The organism is bacterium (assembly GCA_030655055.1).
In the GTDB taxonomy this organism is placed as follows: Bacteria; Edwardsbacteria; AC1; order AC1; family EtOH8; genus UBA5202.
Genome location: JAURWH010000165.1, coordinates 1 through 15,279, shown reverse-complemented (window position 1 = coordinate 15,279; position 15,279 = coordinate 1). Strand labels below are relative to the sequence as shown.

The window sequence follows — 15,279 nt, the reverse complement described above, 5'->3', positions numbered from 1 at the left end:
TTCAGCTTGGCTTCGGTGTAATTGGGGTTGATCGACAAGGACTGTTCCAGCGCCTGCCGGGCTTTGGCCTGTTCCTTGTGCTCGGAATAGATCTTGGCCAGGGTAAAATACAGATCTGCATATTTGGGAGCCAGCCCCAGGGCGGTATGATATTCCTCAATGGCGTCCTCCAGACTGCCCCTCTGCCAATAGATCTTCCCTAAAGAGGTATGGGCCTCTATCAAATAAAAAAGGACCACCTCGCTGCACCGTCTGCCCACCGAGCTTTCGTGCTCGTGGATCACGGTAAGGTGGTCTATGGCCGTCTGGTAATCGCCCTGGTTGAAGGCATTGATGGACAGCTTTAAAAGCTGGTGGGCGCAATGCTGGTCAAATATCTGCTTGACGAACACCATAGCTCAAGGCCTTTCATTGGGGTTATGAGAAAACAGGATTGCAGTATCTTTGTCAGACAGTTTTCAGGGCGGTCTATTGCATAGCATGAAGCCAAATATTGTGTGGTGCCCGCCGAAGGCGGACTATAGGCAAGCAAGAAACCTATTTGGTGCCGGGAGTGGGAGTTGAACCCACAAGGCTTGCGCCATACGCACCTCAAACGTACGTGTCTACCAATTTCACCATCCCGGCATTTTTGGGCCTGATATTTGGGCCAAATTTATCGTTTAAACCAAGGAAGACTAATATTTTATAACAAACTTACCCCGCTGTCAATACTAAATATCGGTTTAATCCAAAATGCTGTAAAATCAAACATTGTGTCAACAAAAAAGCGAGAGAAAACTCTCGCTTTTTTATATTGACCTTTGGCCTGCAGGGATCAGACTATCTCCTGTTCGTCCTCCAGATTTATGATCTTGAAGGAATTGACCGGCATCTTGCGATCGGAGGAGATCCTCAGCTCCGTCTTCAGCTCCCGGTTAAGGGCCTTAAGGATGGCCTGTCCGGGACCGGAGAGGTAATCAAATAAAAGGTTCCCGGCTTTGACGGCCAGCCTGCGCCGCTTCATGTCCGGTTTCATAGAGAGCATCTTGCGCTCCAGCATCTGGGCGCTGGTGTAGGCGGTGAAGATCCTGCCCGCTCCGTTGCAGGCCGGACAGGTCTCGGTCAGGGACTGCCAGAGGCTGGGCTTGATCCGTTTGCGGCTCATCTCCACCAGCCCCAGGGGCGAGATGGCGTAAACATTGGGCTTGGACCGGTCGGACTTGACCGCCAGGGTGAACTCCTGCAGCACCCGGTTGCGGTGCTGGGAATATTTCATGTCGATGAAATCCACCACGATGATGCCGCCGATGTCCCTTAAGCGCACCTGGCGGGCTATCTCCTGGGCCGCCTCCAGGTTGACCTTCAGCACCATGGCCTCGGCGTCCTTCTTGCCGGTGAACTTTCCGGAGTTGACGTCCACCGCGGTCAGGGCCTCGGTCTGGTCGATGGCGATGTATCCCCCGCTCTTCAGCCAGATCCTCCGGTTCAGTGCCTTCTCCACCTGGGTCTCCACCTGATAGGCCTCGAACAGGGGGATCTCCTCCCGGTACCACAGCAGTTTTTTCTTAAGCCCCTCATCGGCCCCCTTCAGGTGGCCGGCGATCTGGTTGAATGTGTTCTTGTGGTCGGTCACTATGCTGTGGATGTCGTAGGAAGCCAGGTCGTTGAGCAGGCTGATGATAAAGGGCGGCTGGGCGTGCACCCGGAACGGTGCTTTGGCCCTGACATATTGCTTTTGCACCAGCTGCCAGTTCTTCACCAGTTCCTTGACGTCGCGGTCCAAGACCTTCTGGTCCGCCCCCACCGCGGCGGTCCGAACTATCAGGCCGGATCCCTTGGGCAGCGAAGGCTGAAGAGCCTTGCGCAGCCTGGAGCGCTCCTCCCGGTTTTCTATCTTGCGGGAGATGCCGATGCCGCCCTGGTTGGGGATCAGCACACAGAAGCGCCCGGGAAAAGAAACGTAGGAGGTCAGCCGGGGTCCCTTGCTTCCCAGCGGCTCCTTTGAGATCTGGACCATGATCTCCTGTCCGGCCTTCAGGGCGGCTTTCTGCGGTTTAAAGGCGGGCTTGGCTCCGGTTTCATCATCGGCCAGGTCGCTCAGGTCAAAGATGGCGTCATCCAGCGACAGAAAACCGCTTTTGTATGTCCCGATGTTGACGAAGGCGGCGTTCAGCCCCGGCAGCACCTTTTCCACCACCCCCTTGTAAATGTCGCCCACCGAAAGGGTTTCTTGGGGGCGCTCCACCCAAAACTCGGAGAGCTTGCCCTCGTCCTCCAATACGGCTATCCGCATCTCCCGGTCGGTGGCATTTATGATGATATCTATGGCCATGTAAAGTTTGCCTTTCTTAAAAGTGGAGGCCCCTTGTGTCACGCGAAGTACCACTTTGTTTTTCAAAGTTACCGGTATATTTCTTTCCGGTGCCCCACCGATATGATTTCTATGGTTCTGGCCTGGTCATCTACTGTGTAGAGAGCGCGATAATTGCCGATGCGCAAGCGGTGGACGTCATGCCCTGTCAGTTTTACGGAACCAACAGGCCTTGGGTTATCAACTAAAGATAGAAGGCGTTTAATGATCCTGTCATGATCGGCATCACCCAATTGTTTGAGATCCTTCTCTGCAGACCGTTTTATCAGCAGGTCATACCTTGCCGCCATACCTGGCCTTTCTCTCCTGGATATATGCCTGCAACGGGCGGGACGGCTCATTCCGCCGCCTGGAATAAAGAGCCAGGTCTATCAGGTCTTCCCTGGTCTTGTTGTCTGAAAATAGCTTGGACAGAAAAACATCCTGCTCCTTCTTGGGTAGGGCTTTAAAGGCAGTGAAGAATATTTCTGCAGTGGCTTGTACACGTGTCATGGTTGATCCTCCTGATATTTTAGGCAGAGTATGTCTTTGGTTATCAGTGTTTACAATTATTTTGCAAAATTCATCTCCCTTTCCTTTTCCTGCAGAGCCAGGTTCAAACCCTTGTAGATCAGCAGTTGGTCGGTTATTGAATTTTTGATGTGCGGCCCGGCCATTCCGGCCAGGCCACCGGTGATCACTATTTTGGGCCGCCCCTTCATCTCGGCGGAGATGACAGCAACTAGTTCCTTTACCATCCCGATGGTTCCCCAGTACAGCCCGGATCCCATCGATCCGGCGGTGTCGCGGCCGATGGCTGCCTGGGGCCGTTTTATGGGGATCAACGGCAGCAGTGCCGTCTTGTCGTTCAAGGCCCTGGCCATGGTCGCCGGCCCCGGAGCAATGGCCCCGCCCAGATGCCGGCCCAAAGGATCCACGGCGTCCCAGGTGATGGCGGTGCCGATATCCACCACTATCACCGGCTTTCCGTAAAGTTTGGCGGCGGCGTAAGAGCAGACCATCCGGTCGCATCCCAGCTGCCGGGGCAAATGGTACCGGGTCTTAAAACCTTTCAAGCTTGAGGCGTCGACCACCAAGCAGTGGATATCCAGCAGTTGTTTGACTGCCGTCACGGCATGAAGGGTAATTTCCGGGACCACCGAGCAGATGGCGGCTGACTTGATCGATCTGACGCCCAAGGCCTTGTCCAGGAAGTTGTACACCTGGTCGTAGTCCGGCCTGCCGCCGTGCTCCAGCCTGGCCTGGCGGACGCATTTGTTTTTGGAAAAGACCGCCAGCCCCAGCTTGCTGTTGCCGATGTCGATCAGCAGCCGCATGATCAGCCGATCTCCGCCACCGTGCCGGAGCTGCAGCAGATGGTCTGGCCGTCCTGGTCCAGCAGCAGCAAAGCGCCCTGAGCGTCAAATCCGGTGACCACTCCCTTCTGGAACTGCCCGTCATCGCCGGAGACCAGCACCCATTTCTGGTTGAGGAAGAACCGGGGCTTTAGCTCCTCAATGAAGGCCGAAAATCCCTGATCCAGAAATCTCTGATAATCTTTTTCTAGGTTCGTCAACAGGGCTATCAGCAGGTCCTCCCGGAAGATGTGTTTTCCTGACTCCAGCTCCAGCGAGGTGGCGGTTTCGCAAAGTTCCAGCGGCAGCATCTGGTTATTCAGGTTGAATCCCATTCCTATGACGACGTTGTCCACCAGTCCGGCCTTAAGCCCGGACTCGGACAAAATCCCGCCCAGCTTGCGGCCCCGGCAAAATAGGTCGTTGGGCCACTTTATCTCCACCGGCATCCCCGCCGCCGCTTCGAGTGTTTTAGCGGCCGAACAACCCAGAGCCAAAGTCAGCCCCTGCATTTTGATGGGATTGGTTTTGGGACGGAGCAGTAATGAAAGATAAAGGCCGACTCCGGGAGGTGAATACCAGGAATGCCCGGAACGCCCCCGGCCGGCCTTCTGCTCTTCGGCGATGACGATGGTGCCGTCCGGCACATTGCCCGCCGCCAGTTCCTTTAGCTTGTCGCTGGTAGATCCCAGCTTTTCAAAGTAATAAAGCTTCTGGCCGAAGCCGGAGGTCTTGAGGTTTTGTTTTATGTAGTCTATTTCTAATATATGCATGATGTAATAATAACCTAAAAGTATTGACAATTCAAGGAAAAACCATCGCTAAGGATATTGAGTTCAGAATACGTATTTTATAAGGAAACCAGGAAACCAGGAATTCAGGAACCAAAATTCTCATTGGTTAGATTCATGTTTTCATGGGTTCCTAATAATAAAAATCTCTTTAATGCCTCAACCTAGGGACTTCAGGCCCAAAGAAAAATCCAGGGCCGGGGCAGAATGGGTGATGGCACCCACCGAGATATAATCCACCCCGCACTCGGCTATCTGGCGGACAGTTTCCAGGCTGACATTCCCCGAAGCCTCCAGCTTGAGCTTCCCCTTGTCCCGGGCCGGCAGGGAAAAGACCATCCGGCAGGCCTCGGCCATCATCTCCGGCTTCATGTTATCCAGCATAATGACGTCCGGCTCCAGCGCGGCCGCCTCCTCCAGCTGGGCCAGGCTCTGGACCTCGATCTCTATCTTCACCTTCTTGTTCTTCTGCCGGACCAGTTCAATGGCCGCCGCCGGGCCGCCGGCCGCCTCGATGTGGTTGTCCTTGATCAGCACCATGTCGTACAGCCCCATCCGGTGGTTCTGGCCGCCGCCGCAGGCCACCGCATACTTCTCCAGGCAGCGCAGACCGGGGGTGGTCTTGCGGGTGTCCAGTATCTTGGCCCGGGTGCCCTCCACTACTTTGACGAAATGGTTGGTGGCGGTGGCCACGCCGGAGAGGTGCTGAAGGAAGTTAAGGGCGGTCCGCTCGGCCGTCAGAATGCTTTTGGTCCGGCCCTGAATCGTCAGCACCACCTGACCGTATTCCAACCAGGTGCCGTCGGGCAGGGGCGCTTCCATCTGCAGGTCCTTGTCCACCGTCAGGAAAACCTGCCGGCAGACATCTATCCCGGCCAGCACGCCCTCCTGCTTGTTCAGGATCAGGGCCAGGCCCTGCGCCTCTTCCGGAACGGTGTAAGAAGTAGTGATGTCACCCTTGCCGATGTCCTCTTTGAGGGCCAGCTTGATCAGGGGATTTATTTTTTTCAGATTGAGTTTCATGCTTTTCATTCCAAGGCTATTTGACAATAATTATCTTGTTGATCTTATTGAAATCCGCTGTTTTCAATTGGTACAGGTATATGCCAGGCGCCGATCTGACGCCCCGCTCGTCCCTGCCGTCCCATTTGATCTCATGGTGTCCGGCCCGGTAGAAACCGGCGGCCAGCACTTTGACCGGCTGTCCCAGGATATTGTAGACCGTCAGGTCCGCCCGCTGGGCTTTGGGCATTTCAAAGGACATGGTAACCATGCCGTTGGAAGAAGGGTTGGGCTGGGCCGGCAGCAGGCGGTATTTCAGATCCGCAATTTTTTCCGCCGGGCCCCCTTCCACCCCGGTCAGGCCTACGGCGAATTTGCCGCTCAAATGGCTGACCTTGCTTCCGGCGTTGGTCCGGGTCACTACCTTGATGAAACAGCGTCCGGATACCACCGATGGAACGACCCAGAACATCAGGGTGTCGCCGGTGTTTGAATAACCCGTCAGGCTCCAGGTGCTGCCGCTGTCAGCGCTGAAATAAAGGCTGTCGCAGAGAATGCCGCCGGCCGCCGAGGAATGCCAGATGACATCGATGTTCTCCGACTGGGCCAGACTGTCGCCCAACCCGGGAAAGACCACCGAGGCATCTATGGTCACAAACAGGTCGGCCGTGATGCTGGTCCCTATTTCAGTTATGTTCTCCGCCCCGGCCAGGGTATTGGCCCCGGCGTAGTTCTTGGACGAGGGGATGGAATATTGGTTGAAGTCACATTTATCCCGGTTTCCGCTATATAGCACGGAATCAAGCGCATTGGTCCAGTAACCCGGCCAGGGGTCGCCGTCATCGCCCCGGTTGCCGTTGTACAAGTACTTGTCTATTGGCTGGGTCCTTACTGTATCCAGGTGCTCCAGATAAAAGCCGTTGACATTCACCGGGCTGGATTCCTCCAGATCCACCATCTTGTGGGTCCGGTCGTCGTTGCCGTATATGGTTTCATCCACATGCCAGATCAGCAGGCCGTGACCCCGGGGCAGGCCGTAGTTCAGCTGACGGCGGGTGAATCCGCTATCAAACCCGATGTTCTGGCGGTTCTCCACCAGAAAATACTGTGTGCCGGTGGAGTCGCCATTGTTCCATAATCTGTAGGCGACCGGGCTCAGTTCGGCCGGGGGGATGGCCAGACCCATCTGGTTGTGGGTAAGATTTACCGGATCGATCCAGCCCAGCTCCTGCTTGCACCAGGCCGAGAAGTGGGTCGGCGCCGTTCCCCGGAGATCTGCCGAGTCCCGGTGGCCCCAGCTGCCTCCGGCCATGGCGCACCATTCGCCCACCCCGCTGGAAAGATAAGTATAGTCGTAGAGGTCGGGCAGGCCGAGGACATGGCCGAACTCATGGCAGAAGACCCCGGTCTTGCCGTCCTCGGGTTCGGTGGAATAGGTGGAAACATACACCCCGTCCCGAAACTGGGTTGAAATGCCGGAGGCATGCGACCAGATGTAATCGTCGCGCACTGATACCGGCAGGGCCTCGGCCCCCGGGCCGGCGTGGACTATATACAATGCATCCACAGTATCGTCGAGGTCGTTGTCAAATTGCCTGAAATCGACAAAAGGATCGGCGGCAGCCACCGCCTCTTCCACCAGACCCTGGGCATTGGTGGGGTAAGAACCAAAACCGTTGTTATTGGAATAGTAGGCAAAGTTTTCCGCAGCAGTGTACCACCCGGCAACGGTGGAGATCACGTCAAACTGGCCGTAGGAATTCTCTATGTAAAAATCCCTGATGCTGCCGGTGACATTGCTGACGCACTCCGGATGCCGGAAAGTTCCCAGACTGTTGGCTAGGCTGTCAAAATGATCAGGGGTGTAATACAGGCTGTCGTTGACAAAATTGGCGTCAGTCTGGTGGTCCCAGCGGTAATCGGGAAAGTCTATCAGGATTATCAGGGCCTTCCAGCTTCCTGTGATCTTCTGGCCCTTGGTCCTGGGATTGGGCTGGTTAAGCAGTACCCCGCTTTTGGTCATTCGCGGCTCCGGGCCCTTTCCGTCCAAGGCAGGCATGGAGAAGGCCGGTCCAGACCACAGGATCGTAATAGCCGCCGCCAATAAAGCCATTGAAAATATCTTCTTCATGGTCCCGGCTCCTCCTTGTGGTTATGAGTTGGCGAATTATGATCTGCAACCAAACAACTTAAAGCATATAGCTTAGAGCTGACAGCTATAAGTTACTTCTTGTACTCCGGCGTCCACTTCATCTCCGGCGGCACCTGCAGGGCGTTCCACAGGTATTTTTCTATCTTGTCCTTCAGCGACCTGTCTATCTCCTTGTTGACCGGATATATCTTGGCGTTGAGCGCCCGGTCCAGAAGATTGATCCCAGCCTCGATGGTGGGCTGCAGGCCCCGGGCCGAGGTGTACTCCACCGTGTCCCCCGGGGTGTGGATGTTGAACGAGCTTTGGCCGCCCTCCCGGGAGATGTTGACCGAGGGCACCTCGTAGACCGCGAACGGCATGCAGTCGCTGGAATAGATGTCCACCCCGCTGCGGAAATAGTGGCCGATCTCCCGGGTGATGCCGCAGACATAGCCCTGCAGCTGGGAGGTGCCCAATACTTCGAAGTGATTCAGTCCCAGGTCGTCGCCGCCCACGTCGATGTTGACCACCAGCCCGGCCCGTTCCGCGATCTCCTTCTTATGCTTCTCCACGTATGAAAAACTGCCCCTCAAACCCATCTCCTCGCCGGAGAAGAATATCACCCGCAGGTCGCGGGCCGGGCGGTGCCGGGCAAAATGCTCCACCGCCTTGAGCAATGAGACCACCCCGCCCCCGTTGTCGCAGGAGCCGGGAGAGCGGGCCACGCTGTCGTAATGCCCCACCGCCAGGGTCAAAGTGCGGTCGCTGCCGGTGCCCTTGATGTCCACGATGATGTTGCGGGCGGTGCGCCGGGAAACGGTTTGTTTTATTTTAAGGGTCGCTTTTTTACCGGACAGCCCGGCCAGCTTGGCGCCGTCTTCGTAGGACACCGTGGCCGATGGAATGTATCCCTCCTCATAGTTCTTCTGGCGGTACGACCAGCTGGGGGCCTCCCGTTGCGGGCTGCCGATGTCTATCAGGGCCTTGGCGCCTGACCTTTTGATGGCTTCCACCAGCTTGCGGCCGTAGGAATAGGTCAGGATGATCTTGCCCTGGTACGAGCCCCGGTCGTTCACCAGCAGTTCCAGGTCTTCCAGGTAGACCAGCTCGCCGCTGATGGTCTGGCTCTTGGTCAGGCCAAAGGGATGGGCCCTGAAGGTCTTTCCCCCGCAGGATATGGCGGCCGTGCCAGTGTCAAAGGCGTGGAGTTGGAAAGGCTCCAGTTGGTGCTTGACCTTAAGCTGGCCGAGGTATTTGGTGATGATCTTGATGGCCTTGGTTTCATTGGCTGATCCGGCCAGCCGCTCGAAGTTGAGCTCTTTGAGGATCTGATGGGCATTGATCATTATTAAAACTCCAAATCAAATTTTAACTTTAATATAAATTTTTATCAACTTTTTTCAAATATATCAAGATATGTTTTATAGATATAGGAACGGCCATATTTTTGAGATTCGTCCTTAATTGATAAAATACCCGCTTCGGATAAACGATCTATCAGTTTTTGTGCTCCAGTTCTGGTTTTAAACCCAGTCCATTGCTGCATAATGCTTACAGTAACAATTGGCTGAGCAAACAGTTGAGGAAGAATTTTCATAGCACTTTGGGATGAGGTCTTGTTCATCTGGCTGATTTTAAGAATATGGCTTTCTCGCAAAAGTGTTATCTTGCGTACAGTATCTATGGCCGATTCCGCGGTTTCTATGATGCCATCCAGAAAAAAGTTGAGCCATTTCTCAACTTTATCCTCACGGTAATCAATCAGACGCTGATAATATGTCTTTCTGTATTTTTTAAAATATGAGGATAAGTATAAAACCGGTTTTTCTAAAAGCCCCTGCTGGCCTAAATAGCATGATATCAGCATTCGGCCGGTACGTCCGTTCCCATCCAAAAAGGGATGGATGGTTTCGAACTGGGCGTGAATCATTGCCGCCTTTATAAGCGGAGGTATGGGATTATCGGCATGCAGAAAAGTCTCGAAGTCGCCCAGAGCACGGTGCATATCCTCCACCGGAGGCGGGACGAATTCCGCATCCCCCGGCCCTTTGCCGCTGATCCAATTTTGACTTTTCCGAAAATGTCCCGGGTCGGAAAAGTGCGTAGCCCTGGCGGATGCCATTAGTTTTTGATGGATTTCCCTTATAAAACGCAACGACAAAGGAAGTTTTTTAAGCCGTTCCAGACCGTAATTCATAGCCTGAATGTAGTGCAGGATATCATCCACGTCCGCTGGCAAGCCATTTTCCAATTTGACCTCCGCCTCCAGCGAATTTATCATAGTGGCTTTGGTCCCTTCAATTTGGCTGGAAGCCGCCGCGTCTTTGCGGACATACATGTAAATGAAAAAATCAACGTCCGGCAGCAGCTGAGTTATGCCGTCCAACTTACCTAATAATCTTGATGCCTGGGCATCTTTCAGGATTATGGCTCTGGAATAGGTCAAAAGACCCTTGTCCGGAAAAGGATAAGGTATAAAAGCCTTAAAACCCTGGGTTTGCTGTCTATTTTTACCTATCATAAACCGTATCTATCCTTATTATCAATATACACAGTTTAGCATAAACAGTAGACATTGTCAATCCAAATGTCTACTGTTTATAACAATACACTGCCAGCCATTCTCAAAGACTACAAACTAAAATTTTGGCCCCTTCTTTCCTTTTCAGACATTATTCACCCCAAAATCCGGCTTAGTTTTGAACCCTCCGGTCCGCTTGGGCTTTCCCGGGGCCTCGTCCCCCTTCAGTGTCTTGATCTGGTCACGGACCACCGCCGCCCGTTCAAAGTCCATGGCAGCGGCCGCCTCAAACATCACCCTCTCCAGCTGGGCCATGATCTCTTCATTTGACAGCCCGGAGACCTTGTAGGCCGCCAGCTCGTCCTTGACCACCTGCTGTTTGGAGTCGGCCACCGAAGTGGCCAGCATCACCTCTTCTATGGACTTGATGATGGACAGCGGCGTGATGCCGTGCTTCTTATTGTAGGCCAGCTGGACGGTGCGGCGGCGGTTCATCTCGTCCAGCGCTTTCTTCATGGAATCGGTTATCCGGTCGGCGTACATGATGACCTTGCCCTGGACGTGGCGGGCCGCCCGGCCCGAGACCTGGATCAGCGCCCGGTGGGAACGAAGGAAACCCTCCTTGTCGGCGTCCAGGATGGCGACCAGGGAAACCTCCGGCAGGTCCAGGCCCTCGCGCAGAAGGTTGATGCCGACCAGGACATCGAACTCGCCCAGGCGCAGGCCGCGCAGGATCTCCACCCGCTCGATGGCGTCTATCTCCGAATGCATATAGCGCACCCGGACCCCGGCCTGATCAAGATATTCCGAAAGGTCCTCCGACATCTTCTTGGTGAGCGTGGTGACCAGCACCCGCTCCTTGCGCTCCACCCGCTGGCGGATCTGCTCCAGCAGGTCATCTATCTGCCCGGTGATGGGTTTTACCTCCACCTCGGGGTCCACCAGTCCGGTGGGCCGGATTATCTGCTCCACCACATGGCCCTTGGACCGTTCCATCTCGTAATCGGCCGGAGTGGCGGAAGTATAAATCACCTGGTTGACCATGGACTCGAACTCCGGGAATCTTAGCGGCCGGTTGTCCATGGCCGAGGGCAGTCGGAACCCGAAATCCACCAGGGTCTCCTTGCGGGAACGGTCCCCGGCGTACATCCCGCCGATCTGGGGCAGGGTGACATGGGACTCGTCCACTATCAGCAGATAATCCTTGGGAAAGAAATCCAGCAGGCAGAAGGGCCGCTCGCCCTCCTGGCGGCCGGAGAGATAGCGGGAATAGTTCTCGATGCCGGAACAGTAGCCCAGCTCCTTGATCAGCTCCAGGTCGTACTTGGTGCGCTGCTGGATCCGCTGGGCCTCCAGCAGTTTTCCGTTGTTGGTCAGATCGGCCACCCGCCATTTGAGCTCCTCTTCTATGCTCTTGAAGGCCGTCTCCAGCCGGGGCGGGGAGACCACGAAATGCTTGGTGGGATAGATGGCCACCCTATCGCGGGTTTCCATCACCGTACCGGTCAGGGGGTCGAACTGGGATAGTTTTACCACCTTGTCGTCGTCCAGCTCTATCCGGATGCCGATGTTCTCGTCGCCGGGATGGACCTCGATGAAGTTGCCCCGGACCCGGAAAGTGGCCCGCTCGAAAGCAACGTCGTTGCGGGAATACTGGATGCGGACCAGCTGTTTCATGATCTCCTCCCGCTCGGCCTTCTGCCCCAGTTCAAGAAGAAGCACGTACTCCTTCCACTCGTCGGGCGAGCCCAGGGAATAGATGCAGGAGACCGAGGCCACGATGATCACGTCCCTCCGCTCCAGCAGGGCCGCGGTGGACTTCAGCCTCAGGCGGTCGATGTCGTCGTTCTTGGAGGCGTCCTTCTCGATGTAGGTGTCGCTGGACGGGATGTAGGCCTCGGGCTGGTAGTAGTCGTAATAGGAGATGAAGTATTCCACCGCGTTGTGGGGAAAGAAGCCCTTGAACTCGCCGTAGAGCTGGGCAGCCAGGGTCTTGTTGTGGGAGATGATCAAAGTGGGCCGGTTGAGCTGGGCGATGACGTTGGCCATGGCAAAGGTCTTGCCGCTGCCGGTAACGCCCAGCAACACCTGGTCCTTGACCCCGGCGTTGATGCCTTCCAGCAGTTGCTGGATGGCCTGGGGCTGGTCCCCGGTGGGTTTATAGGTGGATTCGAGTTTGAACTGGTTCATGAAATTATTGTAGCATAAGAGATAATCAGTGTCAATGTAAAACAGAACCCCGCCGTGCAGCGGGGTTCTGTTTTGGACCTAACCCTATATCCCTTCCCCGCAAGGGAAGGGACTTTGTACCACCCCTTCCCGGCGCCTGTCCTGAGATGGACATATATTAGGCAAACGAAGGAAGGAAGGGGCAGGGGTTAGGTCCGAAGCTTGGGGCGGTCCGAAGCCCGGGGCTGGCCCCTTACCCCTAAGATCAAACATTTTATGTCAAAACATGCATCCTACCAACTGGAAAACGCTTCCTACCGTGATGAATTAGCCTCCTACCACGATGATTATGCCTCCTACCGTGATGAATGTCCTTCCTACCACGAGGAATTAGCCTCCTACCGTGATGACTACGCTTCCTACAGCGAGGAATGACCTTCCTTCCACGAGGAATGAGCTTCCTTCCAGGTGGAATATGCTTCCTTCCACGATGAATACGCTTCCTTCCAGGTGGAATGTGCTTCCTTCCACGATGAATATGCTTCCTTCCGGGTGGAATGCCCTTCCTTCCACGAAGAATATGCTTCCTTCCGGGTGGAATATGCTTCCTTCCACGATGATAATGCTTCCTTCAAGGTGGAATGAGCTTCCTTCGAGTTAAAATGTGCTTCCTTACAGTTGATATACGCTCCCTTACAGGTTATAAATGGTTCCTTAACGGTGGAATAGGCTTCCTTAAGTAAAGAAGGCCCTTCCTTACGAGTGGAATGAGCCTCCTTAAGGCTGGAATGTGGTTCCTTAGAAGATGACGGAGCTTCCTTAAGTAAAGAAGGCCCTTCCTTATGAGTGGAATGAGCCTCCTTAAGACTGGAATGTGGTTCCTTAGACGATGAATGAGCTTCCTTAGGGCTGGAATGATATTCTTTATAATCCCAAATTATCAATGTACGTACTATCAGGAATAAAAGTATTTGTTTCCGGATCAAATTGGAGAACCTCATTCCGTGACCACTCCCAACCCTGATGTACCAATATTAATGTCAGATTGCCCAAATAATCATAGTATAAGTTCTTGATACTAATATGGTGCGACTCCTTCTCAGGTTTGCTATACCATTCGTTTGACCAGAGTTTGGTATAACCATTATTTACATATTTGCCTAGCTGAATGGCGCCAAAATCGTTTGGAATTGAAGAATTCTTGCCCCAGCGCATATCAACCATTTTAAAACTGTCAGATGTATAATTGTTAACAAATTGATACAACTTGCTATAATCAGTAAAAGTAATATTATAATCATGTGGATATTGTTTTTTTGATTCTTCATCAATATTAGCACGGAACAATTCTATCCAGGTTTTCCTCATGTGTGGATATACTTCGCCTACCATTTCGTCTAACATCAAACTATCAGTTTTTGAAACTGAACTTTCAGGTAAAATCGTATAAGCGCTTCTGTATGGAGGCATATTGTAGATTAGGATGGTAAGGCTTTGATCATTTGTAATATCGGGGGCACTTCTAGCAGCAAACATAAGGTAATATTCATGGTAGCTTAGAACATCTTCACGATAAAATAGTGTATCTACGACAGCTTTTAGGAACTTACCTCCCGGCAAGCAAACCCATATTGTATCACCATCATGCAATATTGTTTGATCCCATAATTCCTTGTATTCTTTTTCAGTTATAATATTTTTGGGTAGCTCTGAATGTCCAATTCTTTCAGAGGCTCTAAAATATATTTTATTTTTGTATGTGTAACCAATCCAACTAAAAATATCAATCGCTGAACTATCAATTTTGTCCTGTTTGTCCACTGTCGGTACAAATAACCATTTTTTGTTTTCGTCATTAACTGTCTTTGGGATATTTGTATTGATCGATGGACTATTCTTAGATAAATTCCTAATTGTTCTAAACGGCCGTAAAACAAAAAATACGACCATCACTAAAGTGATAGATAAAGTCCATAATATGACTTTATTCATTAGACATCCTTTCTATTATGACCCGAAAACACAAAAGTTACGCCCCGATGCTCTCGCATCGGGGCGTCTATCTATTCCACCGTCACACTCCTGGCCAAATTCCTCGGCTGGGCCACCTTGCACCCCCTAGCCACCGCCCTATGAAAAGCCAGCAGCTGCAGCGGCACCACGTTCACTATTGGCCCAAAATAGCTGACCGTCCGGGGAACCCGGATCACGAACTCGGCCAGGCTGTCTATCTCGTGGTCGTCCTCGTTGGCTATGGCTATCACCCGTCCCTTGCGGGCCCGCACTTCCTGGATGTTGCTGATGACCTTGTTGTACAGGGCGTCCTTGGGGGCCACCACCACCACCGGCATGTTCTCGTCTATCAGGGCTATCGGCCCGTGCTTCATCTCGGCCGCGGGATATCCCTCGGCGTGGACGTAGGAGATCTCCTTTAACTTCAGCGCGCCTTCCAAAGCGGTGGGGAAATTGCTGCCCCGGCCCAGATAGAGGAAGTTACGGACGTTCTTGAATTCCCCGGCCAGCTGTTTTATCTGCTGGTCCAGCTCCAGCACTTTCTTGACCTTCTCCGGGATGGTGGCCAGTTCGCCGGCCAGAACCCTGCCCCGGGTCTGCCCCATGCCCTTGCGGCGGGCCAGCATGATGGAGATCAGCGCCAGGCCTGCGATCTGCGAAGTAAAGGCTTTTGTCGAGGCCACCCCGATCTCCGGCCCGGCGTGGATGTAGATCCCGGCCTCGGTCTCCCGGGGAATGGTGCTTCCCACCACGTTCACTATTCCCAGCGCGGCCGCCCCCTTCTGCTTGGCCTCCCGCAGGGCGCCCAGGGTGTCGGCGGTCTCGCCGCTCTGGCTGATCACGAACAAAACGTCCTCCGGGCCGATCACCGGACTGCGGTAGCGGAACTCCGAGGCATAATCCACCTCCACCGGGATCCGGGCCATCTGCTCCAGCATGTATTTTCCGGCCAGGGCCGCGTGCCA

General features: G+C 53.8%; 15 protein-coding genes and 1 tRNA gene. 2 read left to right on the top strand and 14 right to left on the bottom strand.

The window, feature by feature from the left end:
- The 12 genes from Q7U71_07955 to uvrB form a co-directional block, all read right to left on the bottom strand.
- Window positions 1-395: tetratricopeptide repeat protein (locus Q7U71_07955; GenBank protein ID MDO9391690.1), on the bottom strand; the 395-nt coding region annotated here is incomplete at its 3' end.
- Window positions 396-542: 147 nt separating this feature from the next.
- Window positions 543-627 (bottom strand) — tRNA-Leu (locus tag Q7U71_07950).
- Between the two features lie 190 nt (window positions 628-817).
- The gene (locus Q7U71_07945) at window positions 818-2,314 is read right to left on the bottom strand and encodes an Rne/Rng family ribonuclease (GenBank protein MDO9391689.1); all 1,497 of its coding nucleotides are present in this window, start codon (window positions 2,312-2,314) and stop codon (window positions 818-820) included.
- A 68-nt stretch (window positions 2,315-2,382) separates the two neighbouring features.
- Complete coding sequence (locus Q7U71_07940) at window positions 2,383-2,643, bottom strand: type II toxin-antitoxin system RelE/ParE family toxin (protein MDO9391688.1); 261 nt, start codon at window positions 2,641-2,643, stop codon at window positions 2,383-2,385.
- A complete protein-coding gene (locus Q7U71_07935) occupies window positions 2,627-2,845 on the bottom strand; it encodes a hypothetical protein (protein MDO9391687.1) in 219 nt (72 codons plus the stop codon). The genes Q7U71_07940 and Q7U71_07935 overlap by 17 nt, the downstream gene beginning before the upstream one ends.
- A gap of 56 nt (window positions 2,846-2,901) precedes the next feature.
- Window positions 2,902-3,669 carry a type III pantothenate kinase gene (locus Q7U71_07930; GenBank protein MDO9391686.1) on the bottom strand — a complete coding sequence of 256 codons (768 nt, stop codon included), beginning with the start codon at window positions 3,667-3,669 and terminating at the stop codon, window positions 2,902-2,904.
- Window positions 3,670-3,671: 2 nt separating this feature from the next.
- Window positions 3,672-4,460 carry a biotin--[acetyl-CoA-carboxylase] ligase gene (locus Q7U71_07925; protein MDO9391685.1) on the bottom strand — a complete coding sequence of 263 codons (789 nt, stop codon included), beginning with the start codon at window positions 4,458-4,460 and terminating at the stop codon, window positions 3,672-3,674.
- Between the two features lie 177 nt (window positions 4,461-4,637).
- The gene (nadC, locus tag Q7U71_07920) at window positions 4,638-5,501 is read right to left on the bottom strand and encodes a carboxylating nicotinate-nucleotide diphosphorylase (protein ID MDO9391684.1); all 864 of its coding nucleotides are present in this window, start codon (window positions 5,499-5,501) and stop codon (window positions 4,638-4,640) included.
- Window positions 5,502-5,517: 16 nt separating this feature from the next.
- Window positions 5,518-7,611: a M6 family metalloprotease domain-containing protein gene (locus Q7U71_07915; GenBank protein ID MDO9391683.1), complete on the bottom strand. Its 2,094-nt coding sequence runs from the start codon at window positions 7,609-7,611 to the stop codon at window positions 5,518-5,520.
- 92 nt (window positions 7,612-7,703) lie between these two features.
- On the bottom strand, window positions 7,704-8,957 hold the full coding sequence (locus Q7U71_07910) for a M20/M25/M40 family metallo-hydrolase (GenBank protein ID MDO9391682.1): 1,254 nt from the start codon (window positions 8,955-8,957) through the stop codon (window positions 7,704-7,706).
- 44 nt (window positions 8,958-9,001) lie between these two features.
- Complete coding sequence (locus tag Q7U71_07905; protein MDO9391681.1) at window positions 9,002-10,132, bottom strand: Fic family protein; 1,131 nt, start codon at window positions 10,130-10,132, stop codon at window positions 9,002-9,004.
- Window positions 10,133-10,276: 144 nt separating this feature from the next.
- Window positions 10,277-12,322, bottom strand: a complete 2,046-nt coding sequence (gene uvrB, locus Q7U71_07900; protein MDO9391680.1) for an excinuclease ABC subunit UvrB — start codon at window positions 12,320-12,322, stop codon at window positions 10,277-10,279.
- A 255-nt stretch (window positions 12,323-12,577) separates the two neighbouring features.
- Between uvrB and Q7U71_07895 the strand changes: the two genes are divergently transcribed.
- Both Q7U71_07895 and Q7U71_07890 read left to right on the top strand, forming a co-directional pair.
- Window positions 12,578-12,736, top strand: coding sequence for a hypothetical protein (locus Q7U71_07895; protein ID MDO9391679.1), 159 nt, complete (start codon window positions 12,578-12,580; stop codon window positions 12,734-12,736).
- Between the two features lie 33 nt (window positions 12,737-12,769).
- The gene (locus Q7U71_07890) at window positions 12,770-12,946 is read left to right on the top strand and encodes a hypothetical protein (protein ID MDO9391678.1); all 177 of its coding nucleotides are present in this window, start codon (window positions 12,770-12,772) and stop codon (window positions 12,944-12,946) included.
- Between the two features lie 279 nt (window positions 12,947-13,225).
- On the opposite strand, the gene Q7U71_07885 is transcribed toward Q7U71_07890, so the two are convergent.
- Both Q7U71_07885 and Q7U71_07880 read right to left on the bottom strand, forming a co-directional pair.
- Window positions 13,226-14,293 carry a hypothetical protein gene (locus Q7U71_07885; GenBank protein MDO9391677.1) on the bottom strand — a complete coding sequence of 356 codons (1,068 nt, stop codon included), beginning with the start codon at window positions 14,291-14,293 and terminating at the stop codon, window positions 13,226-13,228.
- Between the two features lie 71 nt (window positions 14,294-14,364).
- Window positions 14,365-15,279: isomerizing glutamine--fructose-6-phosphate transaminase (locus Q7U71_07880; GenBank protein MDO9391676.1), on the bottom strand; the 915-nt coding region annotated here is incomplete at its 5' end.